This is a genomic window from Streptomyces sp. NPDC020780, assembly GCF_044334475.1.
Taxonomy (GTDB): Bacteria; Actinomycetota; Actinomycetes; order Streptomycetales; family Streptomycetaceae; genus Streptomyces.
The window spans coordinates 398,316-420,935 of the sequence record NZ_JBIRTB010000006.1; the positions used below are offsets into that span (position 1 = coordinate 398,316).

Sequence of the window (22,620 nt, forward strand, 5' to 3'; positions counted from 1 at the left end):
ACGATTCGGGGCGATCGGTCCGGCTCCGTAAAAAAGGAAATAGAACTCCTTATGAAGCGGAGTCGAATATGAATATGCGAAGGAAAGGGGATCCGGTGACGGTCGAAAGCACGCTGGACACGTCGGAGCTGCGGGACATGGTGGCGGACACCCTGGACGTCGAGTCCACGGCCCTGACCGACGACGCGCTCCTCATCGAGGAGCTGGGTGTCGACTCGGTCGTCGCGCTGGAGCTCGCCGTCACGCTGGAGCAGCGCTACGGGATCAGGATCCCCGAGGAGGAGCTCGTCGAGCTCCGGACCTTCACCGACATCCGCGAACTGCTCAGCCGGAAGCTGAGCGGTTGATGGAGGCGCAGCCGGTCCGGACCGCGGACACCGGCGGGACCGCCGCCTCCTACCTCCTGATCGAGAGCAAGGGCACCTGGGCGGGCCCCAACGCGGGCACCTTCCTCCTGGACGCCGTCGCGCTGGCCGAAGCCGGCCACCGGGTACGGGTCTACCTCGTCGAGGACGGGGTGCTCAGCGCGGTGGGAACCGACGTGCCGGAGATCGGGCGGCTCGCCGAGGCGGGGGTCGAGGTCCTGGTGGACGACTTCTCCGCGGCGCAGCGCGCGCTGGCCCCCACCCGGCTGTCACCGCACGTGAGGATCGCGGGCATGGACAGCGTCGCGGCCGCCCTGGCCGAGGACGACTGCAAGGGGGTGTGGCACTGATGGGTACTCCGATGAAGCGCCGCGTCTGGGACCTGCTGCTGATCATGACGGCGGCCCCGCACTCCGGTGACGTGGTCACCTCGGCGCTGCGGCTCTCGCACGCGGTGCTGGAGAACGGCGGCTCGGTACGCGTCTGGGCGTGCGGCTACGCCAACATGCTCACCCAGGACACGTTCGGCGACACCAAGCTGCCGAACACCCGTGATCCCGAGGGGCACTACCCCTCCACCTCGGCCCTCGTCCGGCAGCTGACCGCCGACGGCAAGGGCCGTTTCGCCTGGATCGCGTGCACCGCGTGCTCCGAGGAGCGCGGCGCGACCCACCACATCCCGCAGGTGCGGCACCGCTCGCCGCTCCGGCTGGCGGGGACCATGGACGCGGCCCGGCAGACGCTCTACCTCGGAGGTGCCTGATGACGACGGACCGACGGGAAGCACCCCGCAGGCGCGTGCTCTGCGTCATCGACCGTGCCTACCGGGGCGCGGTCGAGGTGCAGTTCTTCCACCCGCTGTACGGACTGCTCGACCTGCACGGCCAGTTCGAGCAGGTCGATCTCGCACTGCGCGGCGCGACGGTGACGATGGCCGTCGAGGAGGACACGTACGTGCCCTCCGTGCGGCTCGGCTCCACGACCCTGGACACGCTGCCGGACTACCGGGGTTCCGTACGGGACCTGGTCGACGAGGGCTTCGAGGTCTTCGTGGACGGGGCCGCGCTCACCGCGCTCGGTTTCACGCCCGGGGACCTGGTGCCGGGCACGACGTGTCTGGACCCGGCGGAACTGGCGGCCCGCTGGCCCGCGTACGACCACGTGTGGTTCATATGAGCGGCGGGCCGGCCGGGGCGCCGCACACCTTCGCCACCCCGCTGCGCGCGGTCGACCGGATCGAGGTGTGCCCGGGCGGGCCGGGCCTGCGGTTCCGTACGTTCAAGACGGTCCGCGCCGAGGACCCGTACATGGCCGGGCACTTCCCCGGGCTCACCCTGCTGCCGGCCGTGTTCGTCCTCGAGGGGATCCGGCAGGCGGTGACGACCCGGACCGGCGCCGCCGAGCCGCTGAATCTGCTGGAGGTCACCTCCGGCCGGTGGCTGGCGCCCATGCAGGGCGGCGACGAGGTCCGCCTCGACGTCACCGCCGCGCAGACCGCGGACGGACGATGGCTGGTCACCGCCGACGGCGTACGCCAGGACGGCGTCCCGGTCGTCGCCGCGAAGGTGGTGCTCGGCGGCCGGGACGCCGTCCTGTCCGACCGGCTCGCTCCCGCGGGCGGGCCGCCCCCGGTACCCGCCACCGCGTCCGGACCGGACTACGCCGCGATCCTGGACCGGCTGCCCGTACGCCACCCGATGCTGCTGGTCGACCGGGTGGAGGCCTTCGACCCCGGCCGGGAGATCACGACGCTCAAGGCCGTCTCCGGGTCCGAGCCGTGTTACGCCGCGATGGCGGACGGCCTGCCGCTGTCCCGGTACATGTATCCCCGGGCGCTCATGCTGGAGTCCTTCGGGCAGTCCTCGGTGCTCCTGTGGCTGTCGAGCGGAACCACCGGGGGAGTGCAGGTCGCCGCGGCGTTCCGGCACTGCCGCTTCGCCGGCGAGGTCCGGCCCGGAGCGGTGCTGCGCCATGTGGCGCGCATCGACCGGCTGATGGCCGACAACGTCTTCGTCTCCGGGGAGACCTGGGACGGGGACCGGTGCGTCATGACGGTCGGCGCCCTCATCGGTTCGAGCAGGCCGCGCGCCCAGGTCGACCGGACGGCCGCGGCCCGCTGACAGAGACCGGCGTGTGCCGGGGCCCTGACACCCCGGCACACGTCATGACAGTGCGTGGGCCGTCAGGAACTCGCCGACGGCGGCGGCTGTCAGGTCGCTGCGCAGGATGTCCGCGTGGCGGACCGGGATGTCGACGGCCCGCGCGGCGAGCCGGGCGCCCTCGGTCGGCTCCAGGGAGTTCACCACGGTGGCGGTGCCCCAGGCGGCGGCCGGATCGATCTCCCGGGCCGTGTCCAGGTAGGAGACGAACGACCGGAAGACCGCCGCGAACTCCTCGAGCAGGTCCGGGTCGAGCTCCTCGCGTGCGAACGCCGCCCCGGCCTGCTCCCGGAAGATGCGTACGAGTTCGTCCCCGAAGGCGGCGAAGTCGGGGGCGGCCGTCCGTGCCGTCGCCGCGGCCTGCCGGGCGGCGGCCACCTCGTTCGCGGAGAGGACCGAGGCGAACTGGTCCAGCATGGCGGTGAAGTCCCGGTCCAGGGCGGCCCGGGTCGGCACCTCCGGGTCGAACATCAGGAACCCGGGCGGCTCCGCCTGCCCGGCGGCCAGCCTGGCGGCCAGTTCCCCGGCGAAGACGCTGCCGGCGCAGTAGCCGAGCACCGCCCGGACGGGCCGGCCGCAGGCCTCGACCTCGCGGGCCCACCGCTCGACGTAGTCGCGCGCGGACATCCCGTCGCCCGTGTCGGGCTGCCTGGTCTCCCACACGGTGACCTCCGGGCCGAGGCGCGGGGCGAGGTCGCAGAAGCCGGAGTCGGAACGCCCGGTGGTGGCGAAGTCGACGGCCAGGACGAGGCCGGGGCCCCGGCCCGCGCTCAGTACTTTCCAGGCGCTGGGTGTTGTCATGGATGCAGTCCACTCTGGTCGACGGCCCGCACCGCGCACGGGTGCGGACGGGGAGAGGCGTGGTGGGGGCACGGCGGAGGGCCCGCCCCGCACCGGGGTCTCCCGTTCGGAGGACCCCGGCGGTGGCGGACCCGCCGGGCCGGTGTGCAGGGGGAGCCTGAGAGCCTGTCGGTGACCTCGGACCGGGCGGCCATGCCCCGGCACGTGCGCTTCCCGCGGTGCCGACATGCCCGCGTAGCTCCGCTACGAGGGCCTTCCGGCGCCTCGGAGTCGCACGCACCGGACCGCGTCCGCTTTCCGGTCCCGGGTCACCCGTCAGGCTCTCAGCCGCCGGTGATCCGGATGGCCTTGGACGGGCAGATGTGCTCGGCGATCTTGCGTGCGTGCTCGGAGTCGGCACCCGCGGGGCGGTCGTCGAGCAGGACGACCAGGCCGGTGTCGTCCTCCTGGTCGAAGACCGACGGCGCGCTCATCACGCAGAGACCGGCGCCGATGCAGCGGTCGCGGTCGACGCTCACCCGCATGCCGCTCACCAGCCGACCACGAGCTTGTGCACGGGCGGCAGCCCGTCGACGAGCTCGATCGGCTCGTCGGACTCGACCACGTGCAGACCGGGGAAGCGGGTGAACAGCGAGGTGAAGCAGAGCTCCATCATCAGCCGCGCCACGTGCTGGCCCAGGCACTGGTGGACGCCGTACCCGAAGGCCAGGTGGTCCCGGGAGTCGCGGTGGATGTCGAAGGCGTCGGGGTCCGTGTACTTGGCGGGGTCCCGGTCGCCGAGGCCCTTGAGCACGAGGATGCCCTCGCCCTCCTTGATGGTCACCCCGTCGATCTCCACGTCGGCGAGCGCCACCCGGGCGATGATCTCGTCGACGATGCTGAAGTGCCGCAGCACCTCGTTCACGGTCTTGGGCATCAGCCCCGCCGGGTCGGCCTGCAGGGCCTTCAGCTGCTCGGGGTGGTCCAGAAGCGTCTGGGTGCCGAGCGCGATGCGGTTCACGATGAACTCGTAGCCCGCCAGGAGCAGCATCTTCGTCATCAGCGTCAGACCGTGGTGGTCGAACTCGTCGGTCCGGCCGGCCCGGGTGATGAAGTTGCCGAGCATGTCGTCGGTGGGGTTCTTCTGCTTCTCGGTGACGAGGGTCGCGAAGTACTCCATCAGCTCGTTGTTGGCGGCCATCTTCTCGTCCATGGTGTACGAGTGGCGCGTGCCCACCATGATCGCTGCGTTGCGCGTGAAGACGTCACGCTCGGCCTCGGGGATGCCGGCCATCTCGCAGATCACCTGGGCGGGCAGCGGCAGGGCGAGGGCCTGGACGAGGTCGAGCGGGCCGCCGGCCGCCTCCATCCGGTCCAGGTAGCCGTCGATGAGCTCCTGGACCCGGGGGCGCAGCTTCTCGGCGGCCTTGATGGTGAAGTCCGGCAGGGCCATCTGACGGACCCGCGTGTGCCGCGGCGGGTCCATGGTCACCAGCAGGTTCTTCGAGTCGCGGGCGATCATGTCCAGCAGTTCCTGCGGCGCCGGGAACCTGATGGGGAACGTCGGGTGAGGCTCCACGCTGAACCGGTCGTCGGCCAGCAGCCGCTGGATGTGGTCGTGCTGGGAGACGAGCCACGCCTTGCTGCCCGACGGCATGGTCACCTGGGTCAGGGGACGACCCGCCGGCACCTGGTCGTACTCGGCGAGCAGCGGGTTGGGCCATCCGCGGGGGGCGACGGGGCAGGTCGCCGGTATCTCCATGGCGTCGGTCATGGGAAATTTCCCTGTCTTCGATGTGGTAATGAGCCTGCTCGGGCTGATGCTACGGACGGAATTCCGGTCCGCCGGAGGCGCTGCCACTTGCTGCAAGACCATCCGGTCCGGGGGAATCCGAATCCTTCGGTCCGAGGGTGAGAAGAGCCCTTTCCGGAAATTGCATCCACGTGCGCCACGGCTTGTCCGGGCGTGTATTCGTTTACTGGACGTTGATGGACCGCAGCCGGCGGATACCGGCTCCACGGGCGAACGGCACTGCCCTGCACACCTACTGACGGCCGGTGAGCCGGCCCGCGCCGGCGGCCCGGAGCACCCGTGCCTGCCGACACCCAGCTCACCGACCGATTCCCGGATCGGCCAGGCCCGAAGAAACAGAGGACAGATGTCTGACTCGTCAGCCACGGTTCTGCCGCTGACCGCCGGCCAGGCCGGAATCTGGTACGCGCAGAGCCTCAGCGGTCCGAACGCGACGTTCAACGCGGCCCTGTACCTGGAGATAGCGGGCGCGGTCGACCCCCTTGTCTTCACCACCGCCATGCGCCAGGTCGTCGGCGAGACCGACGCGCTCCGCGCGCGCTTCACCGACGGGGGCGCCGGTCCCGTCCAGGTGGTCGGGCCGGTCACCGACTGGTCGGCGGAGCCCGTGGAGGTGCTCGACCTCACCGCCGAGGACCGGCCGGGCGAAGCGGCCGACGCGTGGATGTGGGCGGACGCCCGCACCCCGGTCAACGTGCTCGGCGGCGCCCTCTACCGCTTCGCGCTCCTCAAGGTCGCCGACGACCGGTTCCTCTTCTACTACCGCTACCACCACCTGGTGATGGACAGTTTCGGCGCGAGCCTGGTCGCCTCCCGCACCGCCGACGTCTACACCGGCCTCGTCACGGGCGCGGACACCTCCGACGGGGCGTTCCCCCCGCTGCGCGAGCTGATCGAGGACGAGGTCGCCTACCAGGAGTCCGCCGGCTTCGCCGCAGACCGCGACTTCTGGACCGCGCAGTTCGAGGACCGCCCGAACGCCGTGAGCCTCGGCGACCGTCCGACGGCCCTGCCCACCGACCTGGTCCGCGAGACGCTCGGCGTCCCCGCGGAGACCGGCGACCGGGTCCGCGACGTGGCCCGCGGCGCCCGGGTCGGCTGGCCGGCCGCGGTGCTGGCAGCCCTCGCCGCGTACACGAGCCGGATCTCGGGCAGCGCCGACGTCGTGATCGCCCTGTCGGTCGCGGCGCGGACGACGGGCACCGGGCGGGCCGTGCCCGGGATGGTGTCCAACGTCGTCGGCGTCCGGATGACGGTACGTCCGGGCATGACGGCGCGGGAGCTCGTCCGCCACGCCCACGAGCGCATGCGCGCCGTCTCCCGGCACAAGCGCTACCGCTACGAGGACCTGCGGCGCGACCTCAAACTCCTCGGCTCCGACGGCCGGCTGCTCGGCCCGCGGCTCAACCTGCACGTCGTCTCGCCCGCCCTGCACTTCGCGGGGATGCCGGCGAGCCTGCACCCGCTGGTGGCCGGCCACGACGACGACTTCTCCCTCATCGTCCTCGGCCGGCAGGACGGCGGCTTCCAGCTCGACGTCTCGGCCAATCCGGACGTGTACACCCCCGAGGCGGTGCGGCAGCACCACCGGCTGATCACCCGGCTGCTCGGCGAGCTCGCCGAGCACCCTGACCGCCCGATCGGCGCCCTGGACGTCGTGGACCCCGACACGCTGGCCAGGCTCGTCGGTGACTGGGGCGGTGCCGCACGGAACTCCGGGCGGGGCGAGGACACCTCGCTGCCCGAGCGGTTCGCCGCGGCGGCGGCCGCGCACCCGGACAACAGGGCGGTGGTCTACCCCGACGGGACCGGCACCCGGTCCCTCACCTACCGGGAACTGGACGACCGCTCCGACCGGCTGGCCCGGCTGCTCATCGGCCGGGGGGTCCGGCGCGGCCAGCTCGTCGCGCTGGCGATGCCCCGCTCCGTGGACATGGCCGTGGCCCTGCTGGCCACGCTGAAGGCGGGGGCGGCGTACCTGCCGATCGACCCCGAGTACCCCGCGGACCGGGTGGCCTACATGCTCGGCGACGCCGAGCCCGCCGTCGTGGTCACCGCACAGCGCGACGCCTTCGCGCAGCTCACCGTGCGGACCCCGGAGATCGTGCTCGACGACCCGCGGACCACGGCGGAGCTGGACGGCCTGCCGGGCGGCCCGCTCCGGGACGAGGAGCGCGGCGGACCGGTCCTGCCCGACCAGGCTGCGTACGTCATCTACACCTCCGGGTCGACGGGCCGCCCCAAGGGCGTCGTCGTTGCCCACCGGAACGTGATCCGGCTCTTCGACTCCACCGCGCGGTGGACCGGCTTCGGGCCCGACGACGTGTGGGCGCTGTTCCACTCGTACGCCTTCGACTTCTCCGTGTGGGAGATCTGGGGAGCGCTGCTGCACGGCGGGACGCTCGTCGTCGTGCCGTTCGCGGTGAGCCGGGCGCCGGAGGAGATGCTGAGGCTGCTGGTACGGGAGCGGGTGACCGTCCTGAACCAGACGCCGTCGGCCTTCTACCAGCTGGTCCAGGCCGACCGGGACAACCCGGACACCGGGCGGGCACTCGCCCTGCGGTACGTCGTCTTCGGCGGCGCCGCCCTGGAGTTCGGGCGACTGGCCGAGTGGTACGAGCGGCATCCGGAGGACTCGCCGCGGCTCGTCAACATGTACGGCATCACCGAGACCACCGTGCACACCACCGAGCGGATGCTCGACGCCTCGTGCGCCACGTCCGGCAGCGGCAGCATGATCGGCCTCGGCATCAGCGACCTGCGCGTCTACCTGCTCGACACCGCGCTGCGCCCGGTTCCGCCCGGTGCGACCGGTGAGCTGTACGTCGGCGGCCCCGCCGTCGCCGACGGCTACCTGGGGCGGCCGGACCTGAGCAGCACCCGGTTCGTGGCGGACCCCTTCGGTCCGGCCGGGGAGCGCATGTACCGCTCCGGGGACCTGGCGCGCTGGGCCCTGGACGGCAGCGCCGACCTGGAGTACCTGGGTCGCGCCGACCAGCAGGTCAAGATCCGGGGCTTCCGGATCGAGCTGGGCGAGATCGAGGCGGCCGTGCTGCTGCACCCCGATGTCCGGCAGGCGGCCGTCGTCGTCCGCGAGGACACCCCCGACGACCTGCGGCTGGTGGCCTACGTGGTCGGCGGCGAGGGACCCGGGGGCCGGGTCGAGCTGGAGACGGCCATGCTGCGCAAGCACGCGGCCGCCACCCTGCCCGAGCACATGGTGCCCACCGCCTTCGTCCAGCTGGACGTGCTGCCCCTGACCGGGAACGGGAAGCTCGACACCCGGGCCCTGCCCGCCCCCGACCTGGCGGGCTCGGCCGGTGGCCGGGCGCCCCGCACCCCGGAGGAGGAGATCTTCTGCGGGGTCTTCGCCGAGATACTCGGTGTGCCCTCGGTCTCCATGGACGACAACTTCTTCGACCTGGGCGGCCACTCCCTGCTGGCGACCAGGCTGGTCAGCCGCATCCGCGGGGCGTTCGGCGTCGAACTCGCCATCCGTACCGTCTTCGAGGCACCGACCCCGGCCGCCCTCATCGCCTGGCTCGCCGGCCACGGTGACGTACCCAGGGCCCGGCGCCCGCTGACCCGCATGGAGAAGCCGGCGGAGATCCCGCTCTCCTTCGCCCAGCTGCGGCTGTGGTTCATCGACAAGATCGACGGCGGCTCCGGCACCTACAACATCCCGCTCGTCGTGCGGCTGAACGGCTCGCTGGACCGGGAGGCGCTGCAGGCGGCGATCGGCGACGTGGTCGCCCGGCACGAGAGCCTGCGCACCGTCTTCCCCGACCACCGGGGCACCCCGCGCCAGCACATCCTGTCCCCGGCGCAGGCCACCCCCGTCATGGGGGTGACCGAGATCGCCGCCGACCGGCTCGCGGAGGCGATGACCGAACGCGCCGCCGTCGGCTTCGACCTCGCCACCGAGGCGCCGATCCGCGCGCACCTGTTCGCCGTGTCCGAGCAGGAACACGCCCTCCTGATGCCGATGCACCACATCGCCGGTGACGGCTGGTCCCTGGTGCCGCTGACCCGCGACCTGCAGAGCGCCTACACCGCGCGCTGCCACGGCCGGAGCCCCGAATGGGCGCCGCTGCCGGTCCAGTACGCCGACTACACCCTGTGGCAGCGCGAGATCCTGGGGGACGAGGACACCCCCGGCTCGGCGATCTCCGGCCAGCTTGCCTTCTGGACGCGGTACCTGCGCGGCCTGCCCGAGGAAGTCACCCTGCCCACCGACCGGCCCCGGCCGGCCGTCGCCTCCTACCGGGGCGAGACGCTCCGCTTCGACCTGACGCCCGAGCTGCACCAGCAGCTGACACGCTGCTCGCGCGAGCACGACGTCAGCCCGTTCATGGTCGTGCAGACCGCCCTGGCGGCCCTGCTCGGCAAGCTCGGCGCCGGTGACGACATCCCGCTCGGCATCTCGATCGCCGGACGCACCGACGAGGCCCTGGACGACCTGGTCGGCTTCCTCGTCAACACCCTCGTGATGCGGACCGACCTGTCCGGCGACCCGAGCTTCGCCGACCTGCTGGGACGGGCCCGCGCGGACGGCCTCGCCGCCTTCGCCAACCAGGACCTGCCCTTCGAGCGGCTCGTCGAGGCCGTCAACCCGGAGCGCTCGGCCGGCCGGCACCCGCTGATCCAGATCGGCCTCGGCTTCCAGAACAACGCGACCCCGAGTCTCGACCTGCCCGGTCTCGACGCCTGGATCGAGCCCGCCGTCACCCACACCGCCAAGCTGGACCTGCTGTTCGACTTCCGCGAGGTCCAGGGCGACGGGGACACCCCGGACCACACCACCTGCGCCGTCGAGTACGCCACCGACCTGTACGACGAAGCGACGATCGAGACGCTCACCAGGAGGCTGATGCGCCTGCTGGACCAGGCCACCGGCCGGCCGGAGAGCCGCCTGAGCGAACTGGACGTGCTGGCCACCGACGAGCGACGGCAGCTCCTCGTCGACTTCAACGACACCGCCCGCACGGTCGCCGACGGCACGCTGGCCGAGCTCTTCGCCGACCGCGCCGCACTCACCCCGGACGCACCCGCGGTGGTCGCCGGCGACGAGGAACTGCGCTACGCCGAGCTGGGCCGCCGGGTCAACAAGCTGGCCCGGCACCTGGTCACGCGCGGTATCGGCGCCGAGGACCGGGTCCTGCTGGTCATGCCGAAGTCGCTGGACCTCCTCGTGGCGCAGCTCGCCGTGGTCACGGCCGGCGCCGCCTTCGTACCGGTCGACCCGGGCTACCCGCGGGAGCGGGTCGCCTTCATGGCCGGGGACTGCGCGCCCGCGCTGATGCTCACCACCTCCGCCGTCGCGGACACCGCCGGGGAGGTGGTGCCGGACGTGCCCGTGATCGTCGTGGACGCCCCGGCGGCCGCCGCCCGGATCGCCGCCCGCCCCGACGGGCCGCTGTCGGACGCGGACCGGCGGGAGCCGGCCTCCGCCGACCACCCGGCCTACGTCATCTACACCTCCGGCTCGACCGGCCGCCCCAAGGGCGTCGTGGTCACCCACCAGGGCATCGGCAACCTCGCCGCCGCGCAGAGCGAGCGGTTCGACGTCCGGCCCGGCAGCCGGGTCGTCCAGTACGCGGCCCCGAGCTTCGACGCCGCCGTGTCCGAGACCTGCATCGCCCTGCTCAGCGGCGCCACGCTGGTCCTGCCCGTCGGCGGCGGCCTGCTGCTCGGCGACGAGCTGGCCCGGTTCCTGACCGAGCGGCGCATCAGCCACGCGACCATCCCGCCCATCGCGCTGACCGGCCTCGACCCCGCCGCCGTACCCGCCGGCATGGTGCTGACCGTCGCGGGTGAGGCGTGCTCGGCGGAGCTGGCCGGCATCTGGTCGGCGGGCCGGCGCATGATCAACGCGTACGGTCCCACCGAGACGACGGTCTGCGCCACGATGAGCGCCCCGCTGTCCGGGGCGGTGACCCCGCCCATCGGCACCCCGATCGCCAACGCCCGCGCCTACGTGCTGGACGCGCGGCTCGCCCCGGTGCCGGCCGGCGTGCTCGGCGAGCTGTACATCGCCGGGGTCAACCTGGCACGCGGCTACCTCGGCCGCCCCGGTCTCTCCTCGGAGCGGTTCGTCGCCGCGCCGTTCGGAGCCCCCGGGGAGCGCATGTACCGCACCGGCGACGTGGTGCGCAGGCGGGCCGACGGACAGCTGGAGTTCGCCGGCCGGGCCGACGACCAGGTGAAGGTGCGCGGCTTCCGGGTGGAGCTGGGGGAGATCACCGGTGCGCTGACCGAGCAGCCGGAGGTCGAGGCCGCCGCCGTCGTGGTCCGCGAGGACCGCCCCGGCGAGCGCAGGCTGGTCGGCTACGTGGTGCCCGCCGCACACGACGCCGCCGCCCGCGACACCGGCCTGGAGAGCGACCAGGTCGGGAAGTGGCAGGTCATCAACGACCAGGTGTACGGCGCCTCCGCCCAGGACGGGCCGCCGCTCGGCGAGAACTTCAGCGGCTGGCACAGCAGTTACGACGGTTCGGAGCTGCCCGAGCCGGAGATGCGCGCCTGGCGCGCGGCGACCGTCGACCGGATCCTCGAACTGCGGCCCCGCCGGGTCCTGGAGATCGGCGTCGGCGCCGGACTGATCATGGCCCCGGTCGCCCCCCACGTGGACCTCTACTGGGGCACCGACCTGTCCGGCGAGGTGATCGACACCCTGGTCCGGCAGACGGCGCAGATTCCCGATCTCGCGCAGCGCACCTGCTTCACCGCGACACCGGCGCACCTGCTGGACGGGCTGCCGGAAGGGGAGTTCGACACCGTCGTCATCAACTCGGTGGCGCAGTACTTCCCCGGCGTCGACTACCTGACCGACGTCATCAGGAAGGCGTTCGACCTGCTCGGTGACACCGGCGCGGTCTTCCTCGGCGACCTCCGCGACCTGCGGCTGCTGCGTTGCATGCGGGCGGCCGTCCACCGCACGGGCCACCCGGACGACGGCCCCGAGGCGACCCGGTACGCCGTGGACCGGGCCGTCGAGCGCGAGACCGAACTGCTCGTGGACCCGGCCCTGTTCGGCACGCTGGACGGGGTGCTGGAGGGCTTCGGCGGCGCCGACGTCCGTATCAAGCGAGGCGACTACGCCAACGAGCTCAGCCGCTACCGCTACGACGTGGTCCTGCACAAGCGGCCGGCCGCGCCCGTCCCGCTCGACTCGGCGCCCTCCCTCGCCTGGGAGCGGGCCGGCGGCCTCGACGGGCTCGCGGCCCGGCTGCGTGAGGAGCGCCCGGCCGCCCTGCGTGTCACCGGCGTCCCCAACGGCAGGCTCGACGCGGACCTGGCCGGGGCGGACGGCACGGGCGGCGCGCCGGTGCCGGCGGGCGTCGACGTGACGGCCCTGCACGAGGCCGGCACCCCGTTCGGCTACCGGGCCCTGGTCACCTGGACGGCGGGGGCCGACGACGGCCGGCTGGACGCGGTGTACGTACCCGCGGAGCCGCAGGACGCTACGGCCGAGGTCCCCGCCTACCGGGACCTCTACGTGCCGGACGGGCTCCCCGCCCGTTTCGCGAACGACCCGCTCGTCGCCCGCAGGAACGGCGCCCTGGTCGCCGGGCTCCGCTCGGCGCTCGCCGAGCGGCTCCCCGACCACATGGTGCCCGCCGCCCTGGTGCTGCTGGACGCCCTGCCGGTCTCGCTGAACGGCAAGCTCGACCACAAGGCGCTGCCCGCGCCCGACGCGGCGGGACCCGCCTCGGAAGCGGCCCCCGCCACCCCCGAGGAGCGCACGCTCGCCCGGCTGTTCGCCGAGGTGCTCGGGCTGCCCCGGGCCGGCGCGGACGACGACTTCTTCCGCCAGGGCGGCGACAGCATCGTCTCCATCCAGCTCGTCAGCCGGGCCCGCGCCGAGGGGCTGGCGTTCACCCCGCAGGACGTGTTCGCGCACCGCACCGTGCGAGCCCTGGCCGCGATGGCCGAGCCGGTGCCCGCCGGCGCGGACGCCGCGCCGGCCGCCGCGGACGCGTGGGACATGGACCTGGTCTCGCAGGACGAACTCGACGAGTTCGAGTCGAAGTGGAGCGTCTAGGAATGAGCACGAACGACACGTCGTCGCTGGAAGCCGTACTGCCGCTCACCCCGCTGCAGGAGGGCCTGCTCTTCCACGCCCAGTACGACGAGCAGTCGGGCCCGGACGTCTACGTCATGCAGCTCGGCCTGGACATCGACGGCCCGCTCGACGTGCCCGCCCTGCGCACCGCCGCCCGGTCCCTGCTGGAGCGGCACGGCAACCTGCGCGCCGGATTCCGGCACGAGGGCCCGCGTGCCCTGCAGTTCGTACCCAAGGCGACCGAACTGCCGTGGCAGGAGGCGGACCTCACCGCCCTCCCGGAGCCGGAGCGGGAGGCGGCCCTGCGCGAGATCACCGAGCGGGACCGCGCCACCCGCTTCGACCTCCGCAACCCGCCCCTGCTGCGGTTCACCGTGATCCGTGCCGCGGAGGACAGGCACCGGCTGCTGGTGACCAACCACCACATCCTGCTGGACGGCTGGTCGGCGCCCGTCCTCGTACGCGAGCTGTTCGAGCTGTACGCGGCCGGCGGGGACGCCTCGGCCCTGCCGCCGGTGACCCCGTACCGCTACCACCTGGCCTGGCTGGCCCGGCAGGACCGCGAAGGCGCGGTCCGGGCCTGGCGGAGCGCGCTGGACGGGCTCGAAGAGCCGACCCTGCTCGCCGCGATGCCCGACGACCGGTCCACGACGGTGCTGCCCAGCAAGGTCGCGGTCATGCTCGGGCCGAGGACGACGGCCCGGCTGACCGAGCGGACCCGCGAGAACGGCATCACCCTGAACACCGTGGTGCAGGCCGCGTGGGGGCTGGTGCTGGCAGGACTCACCGACCGCCGGGACGTCACCTTCGGCATGACCCTCGCGGGCCGCTCGCCGGAGATCCCCGGTGTGCACACCATGGTGGGTCTCTTCCTCAACACGGTGCCCGTGCGGGTGCGCATCGAACGCGAGGACACGCTGCTCGGACTCTGCGCGCGGCTGCAGGAGGAGCAGCAGCGGCTGATGTCCCACCAGCACCTCGGCCTCGCGGAGATCCAGCGGACCGCCGGACACGGCGAGCTGTTCGACACCCTCACGGTCCTCGAGAACTTCCCGGTCGACCCGGCTGCGCTCACCCTCCCCGGCGGGCTCTCGGTCACGGGCTTCTTCTCCACGGACGGCGCGCACTACCCGCTCGCCCTCATGGTCATTCCCGGTGCCTCGCTCGAACTCCGCTTCACCTACCGGTCCGACGCCTTCGAGAAGGACCGGATCGAAAGCTTCGGCAAGCAGCTCACCGCCGTGCTCGAGGCGTTCGCCGCCGAGCCCTCCCGGCGCACCGCGGCGGTCGAACTGCTGGACCCCGACGAGCGTGCGCGGCTCCTCGGCGCGTGGAACCCGGTTCCCGTACCGGCGCCCGCCCGCACCCTGCCCGAACTTCTGGCGGTGCGTGCCGCCGAGACACCGGACAAGGAGGCGCTGGTCCGCGGGGACCTGTCGCTGACCTACGCGGAGACGGTCCGCCGGTCGGAGGAGATCGCCGCCTGGCTGCTCGAGCGGGGCGTGCGTCCCGAGGAGCCGGTCGGCATCGCGATGGAGCGCTCCGTCGAGTTCGTGCTCGCCGTCCTCGGTGTGCTGCGGGCCGGCGCGGTCTACGTACCCATCGACCACCGCTGGCCGGAGTCCCGGCGCGCGGACGTCCTGAAGGACAGTGGCATCTCCCTGCTCCTGGAGCAGGGAGACCTGCCCGGGTCCCACCCGGTCCCGGCCGGCGGAGTGCCGATGCCGCCCGGACCGGAGCGCCTCGCCTACGTCATGTACACCTCCGGCTCGACGGGCCGGCCGAAGGGTGTCGCCGTCACCCACCGGGGGATCGCGGACCTGGCCGCCGACAGCCTCTTCGCGGGCGGCGCACAGGACCGGGTGCTGATGCACTCCGCCCACGCCTTCGACGCGTCCACCTACGAGATGTGGACCCCGCTGCTGAGCGGCGGCACCCTGGTCGTCGGCCCGCCCGGCGAGCTGGACATGGCCACCATCGGGCGGACCGTCGCCGAGGGCCGCGTCACGGCGGCCCTCTTCACCACCGGACTGTTCCGGCTCATCGCCGCCGAGGCACCGGAGATCCTCCGGCCGATGCGCGAGGTGTGGGCCGGTGGCGAGGCGGTGCCCGCCGCGTCGGTGCGCCAGGTGCTGGAGGCCTGCCCGGACATCACGGTGGTGGACGCCTACGGGCCGACCGAGGTCACCGTCATCGCGGCCGCGCACCCGCTCAGCGCCGGCCGTCCCGTCCCTGACCCGGTGCCGATCGGCCGGCCGTTCGACGGCAAGCAGGTCTACGTGCTCGACAGCGCCCTGAACCTCTGTGCGGTGGGGGTTCCGGGTGAGCTGTACGTGTCGGGTGTGGGGCTGGCCCGGGGGTACCTGGGGCGTGCCGGTCTGACGTCGGAGCGGTTCGTGGCGAATCCGTTCGGTGCGCCGGGTTCCCGGCTGTACCGGACGGGCGACGTGGTGCGGTGGCGCGGTGACGGCGTGCTGGAGTTCGTCGGCCGCCGCGACAACCAGGTCAAGCTGCGCGGCTTCCGCATCGAACTCGGCGAGATCGAGTCCGTGCTCGCCGGCCACGACGCGGTCGGCCAGGTCGCCGTCATGGTCCGGGAGGACCGGCCCGGCGTCCGGCAGCTCGTCGGTTACGTGGTCCCCGCCGCCGGGGCCGCGCTCGACACGGAGGAACTGCGCGCCTGGGCCGCCGAGCGGCTCCCGGAGTACATGATCCCGCGGCCCGTCGTCACCCTGGACGCCCTGCCGCTGACCACCAACGGCAAGCTCGACGCGAAGGCGCTGCCCGCCCCCGAGTACGTCGTGGAGGAAGCCCGGGGCCCGCGGACGCCGCACGAGGAACTGCTGTGCGGCCTGTTCCAGGAGGTGCTCGGCCTGCCCTCCGTCTCCGTCGACGACAACTTCTTCGCGCTCGGCGGCCACTCCCTCCTCGCCACCCGGCTCGTCAGCCGGGTGCGCGCGGTCCTCGGCGTCGAACTGTCCATCCGGCGCGTCTTCGAGGAACCGACTGTCGCCCGGCTCGCGCTCCGCCTCGTGGACACCGCTGCCCCGGCCCGGACACCGCTGCGCCCGGCCGACCGCCCCGAGCGGGTGCCGCTGTCGTTCGCCCAGCGGCGGCTGTGGTTCCTCAACCGGATGGAAGGGCCGAGCGCCACCTACAACATCCCCTTCGCCATCCGTCTCTCCGGCGAACTGAACGTGCGGGCACTGACCGAGGCCCTCGGCGACGTGGTCGCCCGGCACGAGTCGCTGCGCACCGTGTTCCCCGACACCGACGGGGAGCCCTGGCAGCAGGTCGTGCCCGCGGGCGCGGCGGCCGTCGATGTCGAGGTCACCGAGGTGACGGAGGAGCGGCTGCCCGCCGCCCTCGACGCCGCCGGAGCCACCGGCTTCGACCTCGCCCGTGAACTGCCGCTGCGCGCACAGCTCTTCCGGATCGCTCCGGACGAGCACGTGTTGTGCGTCGTCGTCCACCACATCGCCGGGGACGGCTGGTCGCAGGCCCCGCTCTCCCGCGACCTCGGCGAGGCGTACCGGGCCCGGCTGGCCGGCGGGGCACCGGACTGGCGGCCCCTTCCGGTGCAGTACGCGGACTACACGCTGTGGCAGCGGGAGCTGCTGGGCGACGGCGACGAGGCCGGCCTCGCGGCCGGCCAGCAGGCCTACTGGGCCGGACAGCTGGCGGGCGCCCCGCAGGAGCTGGAGCTGCCCGCCGACCGGCCCCGCCCGCCCGTCGCCACCCACCGGGGCGCCCACGTCCCCGTCACCGTCGACACGGAGCTCGCGCAGCGCCTGCGCGCACTCGCCGCCAAGACGGACACCACGCCGTTCATGGTCTTCCAGGCGGCCCTCGCGGCGCTCCTGTCCCGGCTGGGCGCCGGGACCGACATCCCGATCGGCACACCGGTCGCGGGACGGACGGACGCGGCGGCCGACGACCTCGTCGGCTTCTTCGTCAACACCCTGGTGCTGCGCACCGACGTGTCCGGCGACCCCAGCTTCGTGGAACTGCTGCACCGGGCCCGCAGGACCGCCCTGGACGCCTACGCGCACCAGGACCTGCCGTTCGAGCGGCTCGTCGACCTCGTCGGCGCGGACCGGTCCCTGGCGCACAACCCGCTCTTCCAGGTGCTGATCGCCTACCAGAACAACACCTCGGGCGAGCTGGAACTGCCCGGCCTGCGGGTCACCGTCCAGGACATGATGCTGCCGGTCGCCAAGGTGGACCTGGAGCTGAGCCTCGCCGAGGACGCCGACGGCGGCATCTCCGGCATGCTCGGCTACAGCACGGACCTGTTCGACCGGGACAGCGCGGAGCGCCTCGCCGGCCACCTCGTCACCCTGCTGCGCGCCGTCGTGACCGACCCGCGCGTGCCCGTACGCAGCCTGGAGATCCTGCCCGAGGCGCAGCGCGGACAGCTGCTCACCGACTGGAACGACAGCGACCGGCCGGTGCCCGCGGGCACCGTACCCGAGCTGTTCGCCCGCCAGGCCGAGGCGGTACCCGACCGGCCCGCCGTCGTCGCGGGCGGCGCCACCCTGGACTACGCGGAGCTGGCCCGCCGGGCCAACCGGCTCGCCAGGCTGCTGATCGGGCGGGGCGTCGGACCCGAGGACCGGGTCGCGCTCGTCCTGCCCCGGTCGGCGGAACTCACCACCGCGCTGCTGGCCGTCATGACCAGCGGCGGAGCCTACGTACCGGTCGACCCGAACCATCCGGCCGACCGGATCGCGTACATGCTCCGCGACAGCGCCCCCACGCTCGTCGTCACCCTCGCCGGCCCGGCGGACCGGCTGCCGGCCGGGATCGGCGAGCCGCTGGTCCTCGACAGCCCCGGGACCGTAGCGGCACTCGCCGCGCTCTCCGGCGCCGAGGTCACGGACGCGGACCGCCGCTCACCGCTGTCGCCCGACCACCCGGCGTACGTGATCTACACCTCGGGTTCCACCGGGCAGCCCAAGGGCGTCTCGGTCACCCACCGGGGACTGGGCAGCCTCGCCGCCTGGCAGGCCGAGCGGCTGGGCGTGACCCCGGAGAGCAGGGTCGGCCAGTTCGCGGCGCCCAGCTTCGACGCGTCCGCCTGGGAGACCGTCATGGCGCTCCTCAACGGCGCCGCGCTCGTCCTGACCCCGGCCGACGGCCCGGTCCTGGGCGAGGCGCTCACCGGCTTCCTGGCCGGCGAGCGGATCACCCACGCCACCCTCACCCCCACCGCCCTGTCCGGAGCGGACCCGCAGCAGGTCCCCGCGGGTCTGACCCTGGTCACCGCCGGTGAGGCCTGCCCCCGTGACCTGGCCGCCCGCTGGTCCTCCGGCCACCGGGTGATCAACGCCTACGGACCGACCGAGACCACCGTGTGCGCCACGGCGAGCGGCCCGGTGGACGGCACCGTCACCCCGCCCATCGGCGGCCCGATCGCCAACACCAGGGTCTACGTCCTGGACGGCGGGCTGAGCCTCTGTGCGGTGGGTGTTCCGGGTGAGCTGTACGTGTCGGGTGTGGGGCTGGCGCGGGGGTATCTGGGGCGTGCCGCTCTCACGTCGGAGCGGTTCGTGGCGAATCCGTTCGGTGCGCCGGGTTCCCGGCTGTACCGGACGGGCGACGTGGTGCGCTGGCGCGGTGACGGCGTGCTGGAGTTCGTCGGCCGCCGCGACGACCAGGTGAAGCTGCGCGGCTTCCGCATCGAACTCGGCGAGATCGAGTCCGTCCTCTCGGGCTGCGCGGGCGTGGACGGCGCGGCCGTCGTCGTACGCGAGGACCGGCCCGGCGTCCGGCAGCTCGTCGGCTACGTGGTCCCCGACCCGGGCACGGAGCTGGACACCGGCGCCGTGCGTGCGTCGGCGGCCGGGCTGCTGCCCGAGTACATGGTCCCGCAGGCGCTCGTCGCGATGGACGCCCTGCCGCTGACCGTGAACGGCAAGCTCGACGTGAAGGCGCTCCCCGCACCCGACGTCGCCCCCGCGGACGGTGGCCGGGGCCCGGCCACCGAGGCCGAACGGGTCGTCGCCGAGGCCTTCGCCTCGGTCCTCGGCCTTCCCGCGGTGGATGCCGACGCCAACTTCTTCGAACTGGGCGGCGACAGCATCGTCTCCATCAAGCTCGTCAGCCAGGTGCGCAAGGGCGGACTGGTCATCACGCCCCGGGACGTCTTCGAGCACCGGACGGCCGCCGGACTCGCGGCCGTGGCCCGTACCGTCGGCGAACTCCCGGCGCAGGACCCCGACGCCGGGATCGGCGAGGTACCGCTCACCCCGATGACGCACTGGCTGCGCGACCACGGCGGCCGCATGGAGCGGTTCCACCAGTCCGTGCTGCTCCAGGTCCCCGCCCGGATGACCCTGCCGACCCTCACCACCGCCCTCGCCGCCGTGCTCGACCATCACGACGCCCTGCGCCTGCGGCTGACGGTGAGCGGCGGCGACTGGTCCTACGAGGTCCGGGAGCGCGGTGCGGTGGACGCGGCCGACTGCGTGAGCCGGGCGGACATCGCCGGCGCGGACGGCGCGAAGGTACGGGCCGTCATCGCCGAGGAGGCGGAGCGGGCCGTAGCGCAGCTCTCCCCGGTGGACGGCGCCGTGGTGCGGGCCGTGTGGTTCGACGCCGGCCCCGACGCGCCCGGACGCCTCCTGGTCCTCGCCCACCACCTGGCCGTCGACGGGGTGTCGTGGCGGATCCTCGTACCCGACCTCGCCGAGGCCTGGGAGGCGGTCGCCGACTCCGTGGAGCCCGCGCCGCAGCCCGTCGCCACCTCGTGGCGGAGCTGGTCGCAGTGGCTCACCGCCCGCGCAGCCGAGCCCGCCCGTGCCGCCCAGGTCACCTGGTGGGCCGAGCAGCTCGGCGACGGCGACGTACCCGTGACCGTGGAGACGCGCGACCCGGCCCTGGACACCATGGGTACCCAGGACGCGCTGGTGCTGACCCTGCCCGAGTCGGTCACCGAGCCGCTCCTCACGAAGGTGCCCGCCGCCGCGCGGGGCTCGGTCGAGGACGTCCTGCTGACCGGATTCGCCCTGGCCGTCGCCGACTGGCGGCGGCGGCGCGGACTCGGCGCCGGCACCGAGGTGCTGGTGGACCTCGAGCGTCACGGCAGGCAGATCCCGGAGGGCGAGGAGCTCGACATCTCGCGCACCGTCGGCTGGTTCACCAGCCTCGCACCGGTGCGCCTGGACCTCGGACCGGTGCCGTGGGGCAGGGTCCTCACCGACCCGGCCGCCCTGCACAAGGCCCTCGACCGGGTCCGGGAGACGCTGCGGCGGATGCCGGACGAGGGCGTGGGGTACGGCCTGCTGCGCCACCTCAACCCGCACACCCGCGACACGCTGGCCGCCCTCGGCACCCCGCAGTTCGGCTTCAACTACCTGGGCCGCACCGAGGTCGCCGGGGAGGACGACGGCGCGAGCGCGCCGCGGAACCCCGGTGCCGGTGACTGGACCATGTCCGCCGACGGAGAGGTGCTCCGGCAGCTCGGCGGCGACCCGGAGATGCCGGCCACCCACGCGCTGTCCCTCAACGTCCTGGTCCAGGACGGCCCGGCCGGACCACGGCTGGTGGCCAACTGGACCTGGCCGCGCCGCCTGCTGGGCGAGGAGGCCGTACGGACGCTGGCCGAGGGATGGTTCCGCGCCCTGACGGCACTCGCGGAGCACGCGGGCGAGGGCGGGCCGGCCGGCCTCGCCCCGTCGGACCTGTCACTGATCGACCTCGAACTCGACGATCTCGGGGTACTGGAAGCTGAGTGGAGGAAGACCCGGTGACCCGCAAGGATCTTTTTGAGGACGTCCTGCCCCTCGCACCGCTGCAGGAAGGCATGCTCTTCCACGCGACGTACGACGAGGACGCCCTGGACGTCTACACGGTGCGGCTGGCCGTCGACTTCGAGGGCCCGTTCGACCTGGACGTCTTCCGTGACGCGGTCACGGCCCTCCTGGTCCGGCGGAGCAACCTGCGGGCCGGCTTCCTGTCGGAGAACCTGAGCAGGCCGGTCCAGGTGGTGCCGCGCGAGTTCGAGACACCCGTCCTCACGCACGACCTGTCCGGACTCGGCGAGGACGAGCGCCGGACCCGGCTGGAGGAACTGTCCGCGGCCGAGGAGGCCGTGCGCTTCGACCTCGCCGTCCCGCCGCTGCTGCGGTTCACCGTGGTGCGCCTGGCCGAGCGCACCTGGCGGCTCATGTTCAGCTGCCACCACATCCTGCTCGACGGCTGGTCCATGCCCCTCGTCCTCGGTGAGCTCTTCGAGCTGTACGGGCGCGGCGGCGACGCCGCGGGCATGGAGCCCGCGGTGCCGTTCAAGCGGTACCTCGCCTGGCTGCGGAAGCAGGACAAGCAGGAGGGCCTGGAGCGGTGGCGGGAGGCCCTCGACGGGGTCACCGGCCCCACCCTGGTGGCCCCGGGGGCCGGCGGCACGGTCGACGCCCTGCCCCGGCAGTTCACCCTGGACCTGTCGCAGGAGCGGACCGCGGGGCTGACTGCACTGGCCCGCCGCCTCGGCATCACCGTCAACACCATGGTGCAGGTCGCCTGGGCGCTCCAGCTGGCCCGGCTCACCGGCACCGACGACATCGTGTTCGGCGCCACCGTCTCCGGCCGTCCCGCCGAGATCGAGGGCGTCGAGGGCATCGTCGGCCTCTTCATCAACACCGTGCCGGTGCGCGTCCGGCTGGACGCGGCCGAGTCCCTCCAGTCGCTGCTCATGCGGGTCCAGGCCGAGCAGTCGGCGCTGCTCGACCACCACTACATCGGGCTCACCGAGGTCCAGCGCGCCGCCGGTCACGGCGAGCTCTTCGACAGCCTCGTCGCGTTCGAGAGCTACCCGGTGGACTCCGACAGCCTGCGGGGCTCGCTCGGTGACCTCACGATCACCGGGACCACCGGGTCCGACGCCACGCACTACCCGCTGACGCTCATCGCCGTACCCGGGCAGCGGCTGCAACTGCGCCTCGGTTTCCGCGACGGCCTGTTCACCGAGGAGTCCGTCGCCTCGGTCCTCGGCAACCTGGAAGCGGTCCTGGAGACCGTCGCCGGGAACGGCGCGCAGCCGGTGGGCGAGGTGCTGCGTTCGGTCGGTCTGCCCCTCGGCTGGGAGCTCCCCGGCCCGCGCACGGGTGAGGAATCCGCGCCGGTCACCGGGGCCGCCGGCGGCCCCGGTGTGGCGGGCCGCGCGCCGCGGACCCCCCACGAGGAGGTGCTCTGCGGCCTGTTCGCCGAGGTCCTCGGTGTGCCGTCCGTCTCGATCGACGACAACTTCTTCGACCTGGGCGGGCACTCGCTGCTCGCCACCCGCCTGGTGAGCCGTATCCGGAGCGTCTTCGAGATCGAGCTGCCGGTGCGCGCCCTCTTCGATGCGCAGTCGGTGGTGGCGTTGGCGGAGCGGGTGGTGGGTTCGTCGGTGGGTGGGCGTGTGGCGTTGGTGCCGATGGTGCGGCCTGATCGGGTGCC

At 73.3% G+C, this 22,620-nt stretch carries 11 protein-coding genes; 8 read left to right on the top strand and 3 right to left on the bottom strand.

Annotated elements, in window-relative coordinates; all coding sequences use genetic code 11:
• Positions 1 to 95: 95 nt before the first annotated feature.
• From ACH4VO_RS14600 to ACH4VO_RS14620, 5 genes are read left to right on the top strand one after another with little or no spacing between them, the layout of a single operon-like run.
• Complete coding sequence (locus ACH4VO_RS14600) at positions 96 to 347, top strand: acyl carrier protein (protein WP_360998083.1); 252 nt, start codon at positions 96 to 98, stop codon at positions 345 to 347.
• The gene (locus ACH4VO_RS14605; protein WP_360998085.1) at positions 347 to 715 is read left to right on the top strand and encodes a DsrE family protein; all 369 of its coding nucleotides are present in this window, start codon (positions 347 to 349) and stop codon (positions 713 to 715) included. Before ACH4VO_RS14600 ends, ACH4VO_RS14605 begins: the two co-directional genes overlap by 1 nt.
• On the top strand, positions 715 to 1,128 hold the full coding sequence (locus tag ACH4VO_RS14610; protein WP_360998087.1) for a hypothetical protein: 414 nt from the start codon (positions 715 to 717) through the stop codon (positions 1,126 to 1,128). The genes ACH4VO_RS14605 and ACH4VO_RS14610 overlap by 1 nt, the downstream gene beginning before the upstream one ends.
• Complete coding sequence (locus ACH4VO_RS14615) at positions 1,128 to 1,541, top strand: hypothetical protein (protein WP_360998089.1); 414 nt, start codon at positions 1,128 to 1,130, stop codon at positions 1,539 to 1,541. Before ACH4VO_RS14610 ends, ACH4VO_RS14615 begins: the two co-directional genes overlap by 1 nt.
• Positions 1,538 to 2,485, top strand: coding sequence for a hypothetical protein (locus tag ACH4VO_RS14620; protein WP_360998091.1), 948 nt, complete (start codon positions 1,538 to 1,540; stop codon positions 2,483 to 2,485). Before ACH4VO_RS14615 ends, ACH4VO_RS14620 begins: the two co-directional genes overlap by 4 nt.
• Before the next feature lie 42 nt (positions 2,486 to 2,527).
• On the opposite strand, the gene ACH4VO_RS14625 is transcribed toward ACH4VO_RS14620, so the two are convergent.
• The 3 genes from ACH4VO_RS14625 to ACH4VO_RS14635 all read right to left on the bottom strand — a co-directional run bounded on the left by ACH4VO_RS14625 (position 2,528) and on the right by ACH4VO_RS14635 (position 5,078).
• Complete coding sequence (locus ACH4VO_RS14625) at positions 2,528 to 3,325, bottom strand: hypothetical protein (protein WP_360998093.1); 798 nt, start codon at positions 3,323 to 3,325, stop codon at positions 2,528 to 2,530.
• A gap of 323 nt (positions 3,326 to 3,648) precedes the next feature.
• Positions 3,649 to 3,849, bottom strand: coding sequence for a ferredoxin (locus ACH4VO_RS14630; RefSeq protein ID WP_360998095.1), 201 nt, complete (start codon positions 3,847 to 3,849; stop codon positions 3,649 to 3,651).
• Between the two features lie 5 nt (positions 3,850 to 3,854).
• Positions 3,855 to 5,078 (bottom strand): cytochrome P450, encoded by a 1,224-nt coding sequence (locus ACH4VO_RS14635; protein WP_360998096.1) that lies wholly within the window; start codon positions 5,076 to 5,078, stop codon positions 3,855 to 3,857.
• 385 nt (positions 5,079 to 5,463) lie between these two features.
• Between ACH4VO_RS14635 and ACH4VO_RS14640 the strand changes: the two genes are divergently transcribed.
• From ACH4VO_RS14640 to ACH4VO_RS14650, 3 genes are all read left to right on the top strand, one after another.
• On the top strand, positions 5,464 to 13,161 hold the full coding sequence (locus ACH4VO_RS14640; protein WP_360998098.1) for an amino acid adenylation domain-containing protein: 7,698 nt from the start codon (positions 5,464 to 5,466) through the stop codon (positions 13,159 to 13,161).
• A 2-nt stretch (positions 13,162 to 13,163) separates the two neighbouring features.
• On the top strand, positions 13,164 to 20,936 hold the full coding sequence (locus ACH4VO_RS14645) for an amino acid adenylation domain-containing protein (RefSeq protein ID WP_360998100.1): 7,773 nt from the start codon (positions 13,164 to 13,166) through the stop codon (positions 20,934 to 20,936).
• The coding region (locus tag ACH4VO_RS14650; protein WP_360998102.1) for a condensation domain-containing protein at positions 20,933 to 22,620 on the top strand (1,688 nt) is incomplete at its 3' end. The genes ACH4VO_RS14645 and ACH4VO_RS14650, both read left to right, overlap by 4 nt.

Coding starts and splice junctions, on each gene's coding strand:
- ACH4VO_RS14605 (WP_360998085.1), top strand. CDS start 347: ATGGAGGCGCAGCCGGTCCGGACCGCGGACACCGGCGGGACCGCCGCC.
- ACH4VO_RS14610 (WP_360998087.1), top strand. CDS start 715: ATGGGTACTCCGATGAAGCGCCGCGTCTGGGACCTGCTGCTGATCATG.
- ACH4VO_RS14615 (WP_360998089.1), top strand. CDS start 1,128: ATGACGACGGACCGACGGGAAGCACCCCGCAGGCGCGTGCTCTGCGTC.
- ACH4VO_RS14620 (WP_360998091.1), top strand. CDS start 1,538: ATGAGCGGCGGGCCGGCCGGGGCGCCGCACACCTTCGCCACCCCGCTG.
- ACH4VO_RS14625 (WP_360998093.1), bottom strand. CDS start 3,325: ATGACAACACCCAGCGCCTGGAAAGTACTGAGCGCGGGCCGGGGCCCC.
- ACH4VO_RS14630 (WP_360998095.1), bottom strand. CDS start 3,849: ATGCGGGTGAGCGTCGACCGCGACCGCTGCATCGGCGCCGGTCTCTGC.
- ACH4VO_RS14635 (WP_360998096.1), bottom strand. CDS start 5,078: ATGACCGACGCCATGGAGATACCGGCGACCTGCCCCGTCGCCCCCCGC.
- ACH4VO_RS14640 (WP_360998098.1), top strand. CDS start 5,464: ATGTCTGACTCGTCAGCCACGGTTCTGCCGCTGACCGCCGGCCAGGCC.
- ACH4VO_RS14645 (WP_360998100.1), top strand. CDS start 13,164: ATGAGCACGAACGACACGTCGTCGCTGGAAGCCGTACTGCCGCTCACC.